Source organism: Streptomyces sp. F001, assembly GCF_004187715.1.
Taxonomy (GTDB): domain Bacteria; phylum Actinomycetota; class Actinomycetes; order Streptomycetales; family Streptomycetaceae; genus Streptomyces; species Streptomyces flavusporus.
In genome coordinates this window covers 92,618-108,885 of the sequence record NZ_QZWF01000012.1, presented here as the reverse complement: position 1 = coordinate 108,885, position 16,268 = coordinate 92,618, and the positions used below count along the sequence as shown (strand labels likewise).

Sequence of the window (16,268 nt, the reverse complement as noted above, 5' to 3'; positions counted from 1 at the left end):
GTCAGAGCGCGTCCGGTCCGCGCTCGCCGGTCCGGACCCGTACGGCCGTCTCGACCGGGAGGGACCAGACCTTGCCGTCACCGATCTTGCCGGTGCGGGCCGCCTTCACGATGACGTCGATCAGCTGCTCGGCGTCGTCGTCCTCGGCCAGCACCTCGATGCGGATCTTGGGGACCAGGTCGACGGTGTACTCGGCGCCCCGGTAGACCTCGGTGTGCCCCCTCTGACGACCGTAGCCGCTCGCCTCGGTGACCGTCAGACCGTGTACTCCGAAGGCCTGGAGGGCCTCCTTGATCTCGTCGAGCCGGTGGGGCTTGACGACGGCGGTGATGAGCTTCATGCGTCCACCTTCTTGCTCGCAGCTTCGGCGACCGGCGCGGGGGCGGAGGCGGTGCGGGAGGCGCCACCACCGGCACCGCTGAAGTCGTATGCGGTCTCGGCGTGCTCGGCCTGGTCGATGCCGGCCACCTCATCGTCCTCGGAGACCCGCATGCCGATCGTCTTGTCGATCAGGAAGGCAAGGATCGCAGAGGCGACCAAGGAGTAGGCGAGGACCGCGAAGACACCGGCGCACTGCTTCCAGAACTGCTCCAGGCCGCCGCCGTAGAAGAGGCCCTCGACCTCGGACTGGCCCTTGCCGCTGGCGAAGAAGCCGATGAGCAGGGAGCCGAGGACACCGCCGACCAGGTGGACGCCGACCACGTCGAGCGAGTCGTCGTAGCCGAACTTGTACTTCAGGCCGACGGCCATGGCGCACAGCAGACCGGCGATGGCGCCGACCGCGATCGCGCCGAGCGGGTCGACCGCGCCACCGGCCGGGGTGATGGCGACCAGACCGGCGACGGCACCGGAGGCGGCGCCCAGCGTGGTGAACGCGCCGTGGCGGAGCTTCTCGTAGATGAGCCAGGCCAGCATGGCTGCGGCGGTGGCGATCTGGGTGTTGACGAACATCAGTGCGCCGACGCCGTCGTCGTTGCCGAGCCAGGAGCCGGCGTTGAAGCCGAACCAGCCGAACCACAGCAGACCGGCACCGAGCATGACCAGCGGCAGGCTGTGCGGGCGCATCGGGTCCTTCTTGAAGCCGACCCGCTTGCCGATGACGAGGATCACGCCGAGCGCCGCGGCACCGGCGTTGATGTGGACCGCCGTACCGCCGGCGAAGTCGATCACACCCAGCTCGAAGGCCCAGCCGCCGGTGCCCCAGACCCAGTGCGCGACCGGGAAGTAGACGACCGTGGCCCACAGGGCGACGAACAGCGCCCACGCCGTGAACTTCACACGGTCCGCGAGGGCGCCGCTGATCAGAGCGGGCGTGATGATCGCGAACATCAGCTGGAAGACGGCGAAGACGTAGACCGGGATGGTGTAGCCGCTCCAGAGGTCTGCGGTGCCGATCCCGGTGAAGCCGACGTAGTCCGAGCTCCAGCCGATGATGCTGCCGGAGTCCGTGCCGAAGGCGAGGGAGAAGCCGTACAGCACCCACAGGATGGTGACGATCCCGAGGCTGATGAAGCTCATCATCAGCATGTTCAGGGTGCTCTTGACGCGGACCATGCCTCCGTAGAAGAAGGCCAGGCCCGGAGTCATGAGCATCACCAGGGCGGAGCAGATGAGCATGAAGCCTGTGTTGGCGGCAGAGAGCTCCGTCTCTGCGGCAAGCGTGATGGCTGGTGCCATCGGCGTCTCCTCGTCGTTGGATACGGCCCCGTGCGGGCGAAGCCTTGAGCGGTCATGAGGGGTGGGCCGGTTATGGGCCACGAGATTGGCGCAGCGCCGTTTCGGTGGAAGCCCCTCGCTGTTTCGCGGCGGTGACGAAGGCGCCCTGTGTGTTACGCGTTGATGAACTGCCGGATGGCGGCCCAGCCGATCGTTATCGTGGCGCAACCTTCGGTGGAAGCCTGCGCGGGAACAGCAAACCGGCCGCGGCCGGCCTTCCGATGACCTGGCATGGGGGAGCCGAGTCGGGCAGTTCGGGAGGGCCGGCCGCGGCCGGAGTTCAGGGGTTGGGCGGGGTGCTCAGACCGCCTCGGCGGTCTCCGGAAGCTCGACGGCGAGCTTGTCGGTGAGGTCCACGACCTCGGCAAGATCACCGAAGTCTCGGGCGGCGGTGTCGACGGTCTTTCGGATACGAGTGTTGACCCGCTCGGAGCGGACCTTCTTGGCGACCGTCATGGCCCGGTCGGCGAACTCGGCGCTCCGCTCGGGCTCGCGCTGGAGCAGGTGCACGGTGGCCATGCCGATGAGGTTGAGCGCATACGACCGCTGGTGCTCGCCGTCCTGCGCGAACAGCTCCACGGCCCGCTGCATCAGCGGCTCGGCGAGGGAGGCGTAGCTGGGGCTGCGGCCGGCGACATAGGCGAGGTCGCGGAAGGAGTGGGAGTTCTCCGCGTACAGCTCGGCCTCGGAGAAGAAGCGGATCCAGTCGGGGTCCGGCTCGTCCCAGTCGTCGGCATCGGTGAAGGTGTCCTCGGCCATCCGCACGGCCCGCTTGCACTTGCCGGGCTGCCCCATGTTGGCGTAGGCGCGGGCCTCCATCGCATACAGCATCGCCTGGGTGCGCGGGCTCGCGCAGTCCCGGCTGCCGTACTGCGCGAGGTGGATCAGCTCCAGGGCGTCGTCGGGCCGCCCGAGGTGGATCATCTGGCGGCTCATGCTGGAGAGGATGTACGAGCCGAGCGGCTTGTCACCGGCCTCCTTGGCGGCGTGCAGGGCGAGCACGAAGTACTTCTGCGCGGTGGGCTGGAGCCCCACGTCGTACGACATCCAGCCGGCCAGCTCGGCCAGCTCGGCGGCGACCTTGAACAGCCTGCGGGTGGTGGCCTCCGGCTGGGGCTCCTGGAGCAGGTCCGTCACCTCGTGCAACTGGCCGACGACCGCCTTGCGGCGCAGACCGCCGCCGCACTGGGCGTCCCACTGGCGGAACATCACCGTGGTGGTCTCCAGCAGGTCCAGCTCGGGCCTGGACAGCCGCCCGCGCGCGGGAGTGGCGGGCACCGACGCGGGCTCCGGCTGCGGGGCGGAGGGGGTGGGGACCAGCCAGCGCTGCATCGGCTCGATCAGGGCCGGGCCCGCCGACAGGGCCAGCGAGGTCCCGAGGAAGCCGCGCCGCGCCAGCATCAGGTCGCTGCGCGAGAACTCGCCGAGCAGGGCCACCGTCTGCGGGCCCGTCCAGGGCAGGTCGACACCCGACGTGGAGGGTGCCTGGCGGGCGGTGCGCAGGCCGAGGTCCTCGATGGAGACGACGCAGCCGAACCGCTCGGAGAACAGCTCCGAGAGGATCCTGGGGATCGGCTCGCGGGGATTCTCCCCGTCCAGCCAGCGGCGCACCCGCGAGGTGTCCGTGGAGATGTGGTTGGCCCCCAACTGGCGTGCCCTGCGGTTCACTTGCCGCGCGAGCTCGCCCTTGGACCAGCCGCTGCGCACGAACCACGAGCCCAACAGCTCATTCGGGCGCTTCTCAGCGTTCATCCCGCTTCCGCCGTTGCCGCCCACTGGAACGCCCCCATCCCTCAGACCGCTTGTCACCAAGTGCGCCAAGCCCTATCAGAATGCCCGTCGATGCGGCCGTCGTCCGGCGGTTCTCACTCTTCGAACGAGCAACCTGCTTGCCCCGGGCATACCCACCGGCGCATGTGCCCCGGGTGGCGTGCACTCAAAGTAATCCTACGATCACCGCTTCAGCCACGGCGATCCCGGAATCGCCACCATTCGCCACCCCTTCGAATGAACTCCCGGTCGCCTCCAGACGATTCACTTGACATAGGACGGACGGGAGTGAGCGCAGCGTCGCACACAGGGGCGCGCGCCGTCGGACGCACCACCCGGGGTCCTTCCGGGCGCCGACTGGATTCGCGCGGCACCGGGAAGGCGGAGACGCAGAGTCACATTCCGATTCCGTCTCGTAACCACCGGTGCGCCGGACCCGTTGGAGGGGGCATGGGCTTCACGATCGGCAGCAGTCGAGGGATCCGCGACATCCGGTCCGGCTCGCGCCGCCGCGGCCGCTCGTCGGAGTGCACCGCCGTGGCCGAGTACACCGGGCTGTGGGGCTGGGACGTCGCCCCGGGCGCCCGGGCCGCCGCGGGCGTCTGCTCCTGCGGCCGCCCCGAGTGCCGGGCGCCGGGTGCACATCCGCTGGACTTCGCGTCCGAGGTGCCGGCCGGAGCGACGCTGGACGCGGTGACCGAGGCCTGGGCCGAGGTGCCGGGCGCCGCGGTGATGCTGCCGGTCGGGCGCGCGTTCGATGTGATCGAGGTCGCCGAGCCGGTCGGGCGGCGCTCGCTGGCCCGGCTGGAGCGCATGGGCCTCCCCCTCGGCCCCGTCACCGCCACCCCGGACGGCCGCGCCCATTTCCTGGTGGCCCCCGGCTCCGCGTCCGAGCTTCCCGCGCTGCTCTACCGCATGGGCTGGGACGACCCGAGCCTCGACCTGCGCGGCCTGGGCCCCGGAACGTACATCACGGCCCCGCCCTCCGACCGCGCCGGCCTCGGCCCGGTCCGCTGGCTGCGCCCGCCCGACCTGGACTCGGCCACGAAGCCACCGGCGGCGAGGCTGCTGCTGGGGACGCTGGCTTACGTGGCGCACCGGTCACGCGCGTAGCCGTACACGACAAAGCGCCCGTCCCCAGCTTCGCCTGGAGACGGGCGCTTCTTCGAGCACATACCGGTTTTGGTAGGTGGTCACTCTCCGATAAGGGCGTCAACGAACGCCTCCGGCTCGAACGGCGCCAGATCGTCCGCGCCCTCGCCCAGCCCGACCAGCTTGACCGGGACGCCGAGCTCGCGCTGTACGGCGACGACGATGCCGCCCTTGGCGGTGCCGTCCAGCTTGGTGAGGACGATGCCGGTGATGTCGACGACCTCGGCGAAGACGCGGGCCTGCACAAGGCCGTTCTGGCCGGTGGTCGCGTCCAGCACGAGCAGCACCTCGTCCAGCGGCGCGTGCTTCTCGACGACGCGCTTGACCTTGCCGAGCTCGTCCATGAGGCCGGTCTTGGTGTGCAGGCGGCCGGCGGTGTCGATGAGCACGACGTCCATGCCCATCTCCTTGCCCTCCTTGACCGCGTCGAAGGCGACGGAGGCGGGGTCGCCGGCCTCCGGCCCGCGCACGGTGTGGGCGCCGACCCGCTCGCCCCAGGTCTGGAGCTGGTCGGCGGCAGCGGCCCGGAAGGTGTCGGCGGCGCCCAGGACGACGCTGCGGCCGTCGGCGACCAGGACGCGGGCGAGCTTGCCGGTGGTGGTGGTCTTGCCGGTGCCGTTGACACCGACGATCATCACGATGCCGGGCTTGCTGGTCTCCGGCTCGGTCTTCACTACGCGGTCGAGGTCGGGGCCGATCAGGGTGAGCAGCTCCTCGCGCAGCAGGCCGCGCAGCTCCTCGGGGGTGCGGGTGCCGAGCACCTTCACACGCTCGCGCAGCCGTTCGACCAGCTCCTGGGTGGGCTGCACGCCGACGTCGGCGGTGAGCAGGGTGTCCTCGATCTCCTCCCAGGTCTCCTCGTCGAGGTGCTCGCGCGACAGCAGCGTGAGCAGCCCCTTGCCGAGGGCGTTCTGGGACCGGGAGAGCCGGGCGCGCAGGCGGACGAGCCGTCCGGCGGTGGGCTCGGGGACCTCGATCGGGGGACGAGGGGGACTTCGAGTTCGGGAAGGGGCGGTTCCTCGACGGTGACCGGGGCCGAGCCGTCCGGGAGGTCCACCTCCTCGATCGTGCGACGCGGTTCGTCGCGCGGCGTCTCGGCCTCGTCGCCGACATGCGGCTCGGCCGGAGGGGCGGTGATGTCGGGCGTGGTGGGCGGCGGGGGCAGCGACTTGCGGCGCCGGCTGCCGACGATGAGCCCGCCGAGCGCGCCGAGCACGACCACGGCGATGACTACAGCAAGGATGACGATTTCCATAACGCGTCCAGTATTAGCCATGAGGGTCCGCCGGGCCCATCTTGTGCATTCCTCCAAGAGGCGTCGTCATGTCAGGCGCACATCAGCATGACCCTGGCTGTCTGACACTCCGTCAGCTACTGTCCCCCTCCACACCCGCCCGGTGGAGGGAGACCTTCCCATGCCCGTCACGGTCGTCCGTTTCAACCTCGTCGAGCCCGGCGCCACCCCCGCCTCCCTCCACGCCCGCTACCGGGCCGCCCTGGAGATGGCCGCGTACGCCGACGACCGGGGGATCACCACCGTGCAGACGGAGGAGCACCACGGCGTCGCGAACAACTGGCTGCCCTCGCCGTTCGCCTTCGCCGGAGCGGTCCTCGGCGCCACCCGGCACCTCGCGGTCACCGTGTCGGCGGTCATCGGCCCGCTGCACGACCCGCTGCGACTGGCCGAGGACATCGCCGTACTGGATCTGCTCGGCGGCGGACGGCTCGTGACCGTCGCGGGGATCGGGTACCGGCCGGAGGAGTACGCCCAGTTCGATGTGGAGTGGAAGCGGCGCGGGCGGCTGCAGGACGAGCTGCTGGAGACGGTGCTGAAGGCCTGGACCGGCGAGGAGTTCGAGTACCGGGGCCGTACGGTACGGGTCACCCCGCGCCCGTACTCCGATCCGCACCCGCTGCTGCTGGTCGGCGGCTCCTCGAAGGCCGCCGCCCGCCGGGCCGCCCGCCTCGGCCTGCCCTTCTTCCCCAGCGCACACCTGCCCGAGCTGGAGGCCTACTACAAGGAGCGGCTGGTCGAGTACGGCACCGAGGGCTGGACCATGATGCCCGCCGCCGAGACTCCTCTCCTGCACCTCGCCGAGGACCCCGACCGGACCTGGGCGACGTACGGCGGGCATTTCCTGCACGAGGCGCGGACGTACGCCTCCTGGCAGTCGGCCGGCATCCGCTCGGCGGTGCGTTCGACGGCGACAACGGTGGACGAGCTGCGCGCCGAGGGCGTCTACCGGGTCCTCACACCGGACGAGTGCGTGGCACAGGGGCTCGACAACCTCGTCCTGCATCCGCTCGTGGGCGGGATGCCGCTGGAGGAGGGCTGGCGCAGCCTGCACCTGTTCTGTGACGACGTGCTGCCCCGGCTCACATGATCTGCGAGCCGGGGCAGCACGTCTCTTACGAGTACGAGGAGAGGGGCAGCGGGGACTTGGCCCTTCTCCCCGAGATCAGGGGGCGGGTCAGCCCATCTCCTCCAGCGTCTTGCCCTTGGTCTCGGGCACGAACTTGAGGATGAACGGGATGGAGAGGAAGGCGAACACCGCGTACATCACGTAGGTGAGCGACAGGTTCCACTCCGCCAGGTCCGGGAAGGTGATCGTGATCGCCCAGTTGGCGAGCCACTGGGCCGAGGCGGCCACACCGAGCGCGGCGGCACGGATCTTGTTCGGGAAGACCTCACCGAGCATGACCCAGACGACCACACCCCAGGACAGGGCGAAGAACAGCACGAACGCGTTGGCGGCGATCAGCGCGACCACACCCTGGGCGGTCGGCAGCGGGTCGTTGCCGTTCTGGTACGAGAAGGACCAGGCGGCCAGCGCGAGCGAGACGCCCATACCGATCGAGCCGATCAGCGCGAGCGGCTTGCGGCCGATGCGGTCGACGAAGATCATCGCGATCACGGTGCCGATGATGTTGATGATCGAGGTCTCGAACGAGTAGAAGAACGAGCTCGACGGGTCGACACCGACGGACTGCCACAGCAGGTTCGAGTAGTAGAAGATGACGTTGATGCCGACCAGCTGCTGGAAGACGGAGAGGCCGATACCGATCCAGACGATCGGCAGCAGGCCGAACCTGCCGCCCAGCAGGTCCCGGAACGTCGACTTGTGGTCGCTGCGCATGGCCTCGTCGATCTCGGCGACGCGGGCGTCCAGGTTGATGTCGCCCTCGACGTCGGCGAGCACCTTCTTGGCGTCGTCGACCCGGCCCACGCTGATCAGGAAGCGCGGCGACTCGGGGATGGCGAAGGACAGCAGGCCGTAGATCACGGCCGGCACGATCATCACGCCCAGCATCCACTGCCAGGCCTCGATGCCCGCGATCTCCCCGCGCTCCTCGCCGTCGGCCATGTTGAGGATGGCCCAGTTGACGAGCTGCGAGACGGCGATGCCGATGACGATCGCTGCCTGCTGGAAGGAGGCGAGCCTGCCTCGGTACGCCGGCGGGGCGACCTCGGCGATGTAGGCGGGGCCGATGACCGAGGCCATACCGATGGCTATACCGCCGAGGACACGCCAGGCGGCGAGGTCCCACGCGGCGAACGGAAGGCCGGAGCCGACGGCGCTCACGGCGAACAGCACCGCCGCGATCTGCATCACACGGATACGGCCGATGCGGTCCGCGATCCGGCCGGCGAGGGCGGCACCGACGGCACTGCCCAGCAGGGCGCAGGCGGCGACGGTACCGGTAGCACCGGAGCTGAGCTCGAAGCGAGCCTGGATGCCGCCGTTGGCACCGTTGATGACGGAGCTGTCATAGCCGAAGAGGAAGCCACCCATGGCGGCTGCGGCGGTGATGAAGACGACGTGCCCCAGATGTTCGGGGGGTGCCGCCTTGGCTCCTTGCTGAGGTGCCTGCGCTGTGCTGGTCACGTGGTAACTCCTCGGGCCACCGGCGTCACTGCCGGGGTGATGGTGAGCCCTTCAACCTGAAGGTAAAAGCAACGTTGCAGAGACTATGTCTTCAAGTTTCGAAGTCAATAGGTTCTTTACTGTGATTTTTTCGCGCAGGCGTGTCGTACTTGCGTTCACAGGTTGAACTCATTTGGAGGCGCAGGCCGCAACAGGTGCAGACCGCACGCAGTCACCGGAGCCGCTGGCTGATGACCTTCGACACACCGTCGCCCTGCATGGAGACGCCGTACAGCGCATCGGCGACCTCCATCGTCCGCTTCTGGTGCGTGATGACGATGAGCTGCGAGGCCTCCTGCAGCTCCTGCATGATCCGGATCAGCCGCTGCAGGTTCGTGTCGTCGAGCGCCGCCTCGACCTCGTCCATCACATAGAACGGACTGGGCCGGGCCTTGAAGATCGACACCAGCAGCGCCACGGCCGTCAGCGACCGCTCTCCGCCGGAGAGCAGGCTGAGCCGCTTGACCTTCTTGCCCGGCGGCCGCGCCTCGACGTCCACGCCCGTGGTGAGCATGTTGTCCGGGTCCGTCAGCACGAGCCGGCCCTCGCCGCCCGGGAACAGCCGGCTGAAGACGCCCTCGAACTCCCGGGCCGTGTCCCGGTAGGCCTCGGTGAACACCTGCTCGACGCGCTCGTCCACCTCCTTCACCACCTGGAGGAGGTCGGCACGCGTCTTCTTCAGGTCTTCCAGCTGTTCGCTGAGGAACTTGTGCCGTTCCTCCAGCGCCGCGAACTCCTCCAGGGCCAGCGGGTTCACCTTGCCGAGCTGTTGGTACGCCCGCTCGGCCGACTTCAGCCGCTTCTCCTGCTCCGCCCGGACGAACGGCTTCGGCTGGTTGCGCGAGTGCTCGGGATCCTCCGGCAGCTCCTCACCCTCGGCGGGCGGCGAGGGCGGTACGAGCTGATGCGGGCCGTACTCGGAGACCAGCCCCGCCGGCTCCACGCCCAGTTCCTCCAGCGCCTTGGTCTCCAACTGCTCGATCCGCAGCCGCTTCTCGGCGCCGAGCACCTCACCGCGGTGCACGGAGTCCGTGAGCTTGTCGAGCTCGGCCTTGAGGTCGCGGCCCTCGGTGCGGGCGGCGGCCAGCTCCTGCTCGCGCTGTGCCTTGGCCGCCTCGGCAACGGTGCGCTCCTCGTCCGCGCGGGCGAGGGAGACCTCGACGTGCGCGAGGAGCTGGCGCGCGCCGGAGGCGACGGCCTCCGCGACGGACGCCTCGTGCCTGAGGCGCGCCCGCCGCTGCTCGGCACGCGCGCGTGCCTCGCGTTCCGCGCGGGCGGCCCGGTCCAGTGAGTCGGCCCGCCCGGCGAGCCCCTTGACCCGTTCCTCGTGCGTACGGACCTGAAGGCGGGCCTCCATCTCGGTCTGCCGTGCGTTGGCACCGTCGGCGGCGAGCCGGTCCCGTACGAAGGTGTCGGGCTCCTCCTCGACCGGCATCTCCTCGGCTACGGCGAGCCGTTCGGCGAGCTCCTCGACCTCCTGAAGCGCCTTGTCGAGCGCATCCTGGGCACGTGCCGCGGCGGCGACACTCCGCTCGGCCTCCCCCGCGGCCGCCCGGGCCTGCCCGGCGAGCCGGCCGAGCTGCTGGGCCACCGCCGACTTCTCGCGGTCGGCGGCCCTACGCCGTTCACCCAGGTCCTCGACGAGCGCGGCGGCCTCCTTGCGCCGCTCGCCGGCCGCGGTCTGCACCTCGGCCAGCTCCTCGCACCGCACGGCCAGCTCGTCCAGCTCGGCGGCCGCCTCGTCCACCGACGCCTGCACCTCGAGCAGACTGGGCGCCCCGGCGGACCCCCCGTGAGCGAAGTGCGCCCCGAGCAGGTCCCCTTCGGCGGTGACGGCGGTGAGATCGGGCCGCGTGTACACGAGCTCCTCGGCGTCCTCCAGCGTCCCGACGACGACGATCCCCCGCAGCAGCCGCCGCACAGCGGGCATGAGCTCGGAGGGTCCCCGCACGAGATCAGCGGCATACGACGGACCATCGGGGCGCGCTTTCCCGGATACGGCGGGAGGAGCACCGGCGCCCGGTGGCAAAGCGTCACCGGCCCGGGGACCGGCGTCTGCGGTCGTCGCCCCGCCTGAAGCATCCGCGCCACGCTCCCCGGACGTCGCACCGCCCGAAACACCCGCACCACCCTCCGCGGGCACCACCCCGCCCGATGCCCCACGTCGGCGCTCCGGTCGCCACCCCGGCCTCCCCCGTTCGTGTCCTCCGGTGCTCCCGCCAGCAACAGGGCCGCGCGGCCCGCGTCCTGTTTGCGCAGGAGGCGGATGGCGTCCGCTGCCGATGCCGGGGTCGTCACGGCGATGGCATCGGCTGCCGCGCCGAAGGCGGCGGCCAGGGCGACCTCGTGGCCCGGCGTCACCGTCAGCAGCTCTGCGGCCGGGCCCAGCAGGCCGGTGAGACGATCCTTCGCGCCGAGCAGGGCGCCGGTGCCGTCCTTGCGGCGCAGTCCCATGGCGAGGGCCTCATGGCGGGCCTGCGTCGCGGCCCGGCTGCGTTCCGCCGCCGTGGTCGCCTCACGGGCGGCGGCGAGTGCGGCCTCCGCCTGCGCGAGCTGCTGCTTCGCCGCCTCGTGCCGCTCGGCCAGTTCCGCGTCACCGGCGTCGAGGCCGTCGACCTCGGCCTTGAGCGCCTCGTACTCCTCCTGCGCGGCGAACGCCCGCTCCTGCGCCTCGTCGCGGGCGTCGGCGAGGCGGTCGATCTCGGCCTGGGCGGAGGCCGCGCGAGAACGGGCCGCGCCGACCTGGCCGTTCAGCCGGGCCAGTCCCTCACGGCGGTCGGCGATGGCCCGGGCCGCGTCCTTCAGCCGGCGTTCCTCGAGGGCGAGTTCGCGCTCCAGTTCGGCTCGATGGGCGACCGTGTCGTCCAGTGCCCGCTGCGCCGCTTCCAGGGCCGCCTCGAGCTCGGCCTCCTGCTCGCGGATGCGGTGGGCCTCGCGTTCCATGTCCTCGGGGTCGCGGCCGCGCCGCTCCTCGGGCGGGGCGGAGGTCGCGCTCTTCACGCGCGCGTCGGCCAGGGAGATGGTGCCGCGCACCCGTTCGGCGAGCTGGGAGAGCTCGTACCAGGTCTGCTGGGCACGCTGGAGGCGGGGCGCGAGCTGCCGTACCTCGTCCTCCAGGAGCGCCTCGCGCTGGAGCGCCTTCCTCAGTTCCTGCTCGGCGGCCTCCTTGCGCTGTTTGAGCGCGGCCTCGTCGGCGACCTCGGCCTTGAGCGCCTCTCGCAGCCGTACGAGATCGTCGGCGAGGAGGCGGAGGCGGGCGTCCCTGAGGTCGGCCTGGATCACGGCGGCCCTGCGGGCGACCGCGGCCTGCCGGCCGAGCGGCTTGAGCTGACGGCGCAGCTCGTCCGTCAGGTCCTGCACCCGCGCGAGGTTGGCCTGCATCGCGTCCAGCTTCCGCAGCGCCTTCTCCTTGCGCTTGCGGTGCTTCAGGACGCCCGCGGCCTCTTCGATGAAGGCACGCCGGCCCATGGGGTCGGCGTGCAGCACGGAGTCGAGCTGGCCCTGGCCGACGATGACGTGCATCTCGCGGCCGATGCCGGAGTCGGAGAGCAGCTCCTGGATGTCGAGCAGCCGGCAGGTGTCGCCGTTGATCTGGTACTCGCTGCCGCCGTTGCGGAACATGATCCGCGTGATGGTGACCTCGGCGTACTCGATGGGCAGGGCCCCGTCGGAGTTGTCGATGGTCAGCGACACCTCGGCGCGGCCGAGCGGCGGGCGCCCGGTGGTGCCGGCGAAGATGACGTCCTCCATCTTGCCGCCGCGCAGCGACTTGGCGCCCTGCTCTCCCATGACCCAGCTGAGCGCGTCCACGACGTTGGACTTGCCCGAGCCGTTCGGTCCGACGACACACGTGATGCCCGGCTCGAACCGGAGCGTCGTGGCCGAGGCGAACGATTTGAACCCACGGAGGGTCAGGGCCTTGAGGTGCACGCCGCTGGACTCTACCTCCCGGGGTTGTCTCACTCCACGAACACTCGTCACCCTGCGGTTTCACCCTTGAACGTGCAGGGCACACCAGACGTTAAAGAAGGTGAAAGGATGCGCGGGGCAAAGAAAGAAGGGACGCCGGAGCGTCCCTTGCCACTTCTGACAACTTAGCGGTTGTTACGGGCTCCCAACCACTGCTGTCGTTGTGCGATGCAGCGATCAGGTGAGCGCAGGCTCCGCCTGGTGTGCGTCGACGCTCTCCATGATCCTGTCGTGGTGAGAAGCGGCAGCCGCCAGCGCGTCGTTCTCCGCCTGGATCCGTACGAGCTCGGATTCGAGGTCCTGGACGCGCTGCTGGAGCCGTCGCATCTCGGCGAGGAGTCGAGGGTCGGAGCCGCCGACGTAACCGAGAAGCGCCTTTGCCATGATGGATGGTCCTCCACACTGAGTGACCGACCGATGCGGTGTGGGTCGTGAGGGATTTCGCACCCGCGGCCGCTTGGCACTGTGGAGTTGTGCTGCCGTTCATCCATGCCAAACAGCTGAGGTGCGCGGGGCTTTCAGCGTCTCACCAAAAAGTTTGACGGTCAACACGATCACGCCCCGTATCGGCGAGCAACCCGGGGTGCACGGCCGGGAAACGGCGGCGCGACGACTCCTGCGGGGCCCTCAAGGCGTGGCGATCATCCTTGCGTGTGGAGCCTGCCACGGCAAGCCCTTCTTGGCAACCACCTGGTCGTTTCCACTCGGGGCAGCTGCCGGTGACATACCCCGGCGGTGCCGCACCACCCTTTCGGCCCTGCCGGGTCAGCGCACGGCGAAGCCGTCGTAACCGCCGCGGGGTGTGTCCCAGATCTCGGTCACTCCCTCCACACGCCCGGGCGTGTCGTCGCCCTGGAGCCAGTCGAGCAGACCCTGACAGCCCTCAGGGGTACCCTCTGCGACCACCTGGACCCGACCGTCGTCCAAATTGAGAGCAAAACCACTCAGGCCGCCGATCTCGAGCGCCTTGGCGCGCGTGAACCAGCGAAAACCCACACCTTGGACGCGTCCTCGCACCCAGGCGACCAGCCGTACATCCTCGCTCATGGGTGCAACCTAACCGGCCAATGTCTCTGGGGACACTTCCTCCCCCAGCACCATGCGGTACCGTCCAGCCCCAATGAATCTCATATGAAACTCACTCGATCGAGTGGGTTTGCTTGACCGCACGGACGAACCGCACACGAACAAATCGCGCAGACGCACCGTGCGGACGAACGGACGGACGAGTCGACCGCGAGGACGAGGAAGGCCAGGACATGGGACGCCACCGACGCTCCGCCGCCGGCCGCGCCGCCACGGGCCGCGCCACGGGAGGCAACGAGACGCACGGCTCAGCCGTGGGGGGCCACAACCCGCAGCACTCGTACGGGGGCGGCCAGGCCGCGCCCGGTATCGCGCCGTACCTGAACCCGGAGGCGTACGCCGAGGCGGTGACGAAGAGCGAGGCCTATCTCTTCGCCCCCGAGGACCACGAGCGCGCCGCCGACACGGCGGTCTTCTCGAGCGACGGGTACCTGTCCGGCGACGGGCCCCGGGACGGGGGCTCGCACCGCCGCCGTAAGAAGAAGGGCGTGACGCCGGTCCGCACCGGCCTGCTGGGCGTCTCCGCGGCGGTCGCGATCGGCACGGTCGCGGTCGCCACGGGTGTACTGCCCGGCGGTGACAGCTACACGCTCGGCGGAGGCAGCGGCGACAAGGTGCAGACCACCGACATCCCGACCAACACCGAGACGCAGCAGGGCGGCACGTCCGGCAGCGCCGAGGAGAGCCGCGACACCACTGCGCCGGCGAGCCGGGACACCGAGCGTTCCAGCTCCCCCTCCCCGTCTCCCTCGGCCCCGACGTCGAAGCCGTCGACCCCGCCGGCCGGCAAGGCTCCCGCCGAGGAACCGACACAGACCACGCCGTCGAAGAAGCCGAAGACGACGCCCTCCCGGAACGAAGCGGCCACGAAGGCGCCCGAGAAGACCGACGCCCCGTCCTCGCCGGTCTCCGCGGAGTCCGCCGCCGAGGCCGAGGTGCTCAAGCTCGTCAACGAGGAGCGCGCAAAGGCCGGCTGCAGCCCGCTGGCCGCGAACAGCGCGCTGGCCGAGCTCGCCGGCGACTTCAGCGACGCCATGGCCGCGCAGGGCTTCTTCGACCACACCGACCCGAGCGGCGCCACTCCGTGGGACCGGGCGGAGGCGGCCGGGATAACCAGCCTCGGCGGCGAGAACATAGCCCGGGGCCAGGCCGACGCCCAGGCCGTGATGGACGCCTGGATGAACAGCCCCGGCCACCGCGCCAACATCCTGAACTGCGACTTCAAGACGCTGGGTGTGGGAGTGCACTACGGCTCCGGCGGCCCGTGGTGGACCCAGAACTTCGGGTACTAGGAGCGACCCAGGGGCACTAACCAATGGTTAGCGCAATCTATGGGTCAGCGCTGCGTTCGAGTACGCTTGAGGAATGACGACCACGCAGGAGCGCACGGCGGAGCAGAACCTTCCGTACGACGTGTTCTCCAAGGCCTGCCCGTCGCGCGGCACGCTGGAGCATGTCACGGGACGCTGGGGCGCGCTCACGCTCGGCGCCCTGCACGAGGGGTCCTTCCGCTTCAACGAGCTGCGCCGCCGGGTCGACGGCGTGAGCGAGAAGATGCTGTCCCAGACCCTGCATGCGCTGGAGCGCGACGGCCTGGTGCACCGCGAGGCCCAGCCGACCAATCCGCCCCGCGTGGACTACGAACTCACCCCGCTGGGCCGCGAGGTCGCCGAGCGTCTGCTGGCCCTCATCCACTACGTGGAGGGCCGCATGGACGATGTCCTCGCGGCGCGCGGGCGCTACGACGAGGAACGCGCGCCCCGGTAGCGGTTACGGCGCCACCCGCGGCGGGCGCTGGCACTTGGGGCAGTAGTAGCTGGACCGGTTCATCCACGGGCGCCGGCGCATCGGCGTGCCACAGCGCTTGCACGGCAGCCCTTCCCGCCCGTACGCGTCCAACGACCGGTCGAAGTAGCCCGACTCGCCATTGATGTTGACGTACAGGCTGTCGAAACTGGTGCCGCCCGCCGCGAGGGCAGCGTTCATCACGTCCCTGATGTGGCCGAGGAGTTGGTGCGTGCGCGGGCGGGTGAAGGTCGCCGTCGGGCGGTCGTAGTGCAGGCGGGTACGCCAGAGGGCCTCGTCCGCGTAGATGTTGCCGACGCCGCTGATCAACGACTGGTCCAGCAGGGCCCGTTTGATGGTGGTGCGCTTGCGGCGCAGGGCCTGGTGGAAGGCCTCGTCGTCGAACAGCGGGTCGAGCGGATCACGGGCGATGTGCGCGATGACGTCGGGCAGGCCGTCCGGGGTGGTGTCGTGCAACGACAGTCCGCCGAACGTGCGTTGGTCGACGAACCGCAGCTCGGTATCGCGGGCGTCGGCGAAGCGGATGCGGATGCGCAGATGCTTCTCGTCGGGTGCGGTGTGCGGCTGGACCAGCAGCTGGCCGCTCATGCCGAGGTGGGCCAGGATCGACTGGTCGGTGTCCTCCAGAGGAAGCCACAGGTACTTGCCGCGCCGGCTCGGTGTGCCGACCCGGTGGCCCTTGAGACGGTGGACGAAGTCGTCGGCGCCTGCGAGGTGGCGGCGCACGGCACGGGGGTGCAGCACCTCGGCGTCGGCGACGGTCCGGTGGGCGACCCACCGCTCAAGACCGCGCCGTACGACCTCGACCTCGGGCAACTCGGGCATGGCATCCCCCGTGACAAC

The 16,268-nt window shown here is 70.2% G+C and carries 11 protein-coding genes and 2 pseudogenes; 4 read left to right on the top strand and 9 right to left on the bottom strand.

Annotated elements, in window-relative coordinates:
* Position 1: 1 nt before the first annotated feature.
* From StrepF001_RS31585 to StrepF001_RS31575, 3 genes are all read right to left on the bottom strand, one after another.
* On the bottom strand, positions 2 to 340 hold the full coding sequence (locus StrepF001_RS31585) for a P-II family nitrogen regulator (protein ID WP_003997576.1): 339 nt from the start codon (positions 338 to 340) through the stop codon (positions 2 to 4).
* Positions 337 to 1,677, bottom strand: a complete 1,341-nt coding sequence (locus StrepF001_RS31580; RefSeq protein ID WP_129801586.1) for an ammonium transporter — start codon at positions 1,675 to 1,677, stop codon at positions 337 to 339. The genes StrepF001_RS31585 and StrepF001_RS31580 overlap by 4 nt, the downstream gene beginning before the upstream one ends.
* A gap of 339 nt (positions 1,678 to 2,016) precedes the next feature.
* Positions 2,017 to 3,492, bottom strand: a complete 1,476-nt coding sequence (locus tag StrepF001_RS31575; RefSeq protein WP_129801585.1) for a hypothetical protein — start codon at positions 3,490 to 3,492, stop codon at positions 2,017 to 2,019.
* A 444-nt stretch (positions 3,493 to 3,936) separates the two neighbouring features.
* Between StrepF001_RS31575 and StrepF001_RS31570 the strand changes: the two genes are divergently transcribed.
* Positions 3,937 to 4,599 (top strand): bifunctional DNA primase/polymerase, encoded by a 663-nt coding sequence (locus StrepF001_RS31570; RefSeq protein WP_129801584.1) that lies wholly within the window; start codon positions 3,937 to 3,939, stop codon positions 4,597 to 4,599.
* An 80-nt stretch (positions 4,600 to 4,679) separates the two neighbouring features.
* On the opposite strand, the pseudogene ftsY reads toward StrepF001_RS31570, so the two are convergent.
* Positions 4,680 to 5,893 (bottom strand): annotated as a pseudogene (ftsY, locus tag StrepF001_RS31565) (signal recognition particle-docking protein FtsY).
* Positions 5,894 to 6,053: 160 nt separating this feature from the next.
* Here ftsY and StrepF001_RS31560 point away from each other — a divergent pair.
* On the top strand, positions 6,054 to 7,022 hold the full coding sequence (locus StrepF001_RS31560; RefSeq protein ID WP_129801583.1) for an LLM class flavin-dependent oxidoreductase: 969 nt from the start codon (positions 6,054 to 6,056) through the stop codon (positions 7,020 to 7,022).
* Between the two features lie 87 nt (positions 7,023 to 7,109).
* Here the strand turns inward: StrepF001_RS31560 and StrepF001_RS31555 are convergent, their stop codons facing one another.
* From StrepF001_RS31555 to StrepF001_RS31540, 4 genes and pseudogenes are all read right to left on the bottom strand, one after another.
* On the bottom strand, positions 7,110 to 8,525 hold the full coding sequence (locus StrepF001_RS31555) for a sugar porter family MFS transporter (protein ID WP_129801582.1): 1,416 nt from the start codon (positions 8,523 to 8,525) through the stop codon (positions 7,110 to 7,112).
* 211 nt (positions 8,526 to 8,736) lie between these two features.
* A pseudogene (locus tag StrepF001_RS31550) lies at positions 8,737 to 12,494 on the bottom strand (AAA family ATPase).
* 216 nt (positions 12,495 to 12,710) lie between these two features.
* Positions 12,711 to 12,917 (bottom strand): hypothetical protein, encoded by a 207-nt coding sequence (locus StrepF001_RS31545; RefSeq protein ID WP_129801581.1) that lies wholly within the window; start codon positions 12,915 to 12,917, stop codon positions 12,711 to 12,713.
* 381 nt (positions 12,918 to 13,298) lie between these two features.
* Positions 13,299 to 13,580, bottom strand: a complete 282-nt coding sequence (locus StrepF001_RS31540) for an acylphosphatase (protein WP_129801580.1) — start codon at positions 13,578 to 13,580, stop codon at positions 13,299 to 13,301.
* 212 nt (positions 13,581 to 13,792) lie between these two features.
* On the opposite strand from StrepF001_RS31540, the gene StrepF001_RS31535 reads away from it, so the two are divergent.
* Positions 13,793 to 14,911 (top strand): CAP domain-containing protein, encoded by a 1,119-nt coding sequence (locus StrepF001_RS31535; protein ID WP_129801579.1) that lies wholly within the window; start codon positions 13,793 to 13,795, stop codon positions 14,909 to 14,911.
* A 73-nt stretch (positions 14,912 to 14,984) separates the two neighbouring features.
* Entirely contained in the window at positions 14,985 to 15,386 is a 402-nt protein-coding gene (locus StrepF001_RS31530; RefSeq protein ID WP_129801578.1) for a helix-turn-helix domain-containing protein, read from the top strand.
* Positions 15,387 to 15,389: 3 nt separating this feature from the next.
* Here the strand turns inward: StrepF001_RS31530 and mutM are convergent, their stop codons facing one another.
* Entirely contained in the window at positions 15,390 to 16,250 is an 861-nt protein-coding gene (gene mutM, locus StrepF001_RS31525) for a bifunctional DNA-formamidopyrimidine glycosylase/DNA-(apurinic or apyrimidinic site) lyase (protein WP_129801577.1), read from the bottom strand.
* Between the last annotated feature and the right edge of the window lie 18 nt (positions 16,251 to 16,268).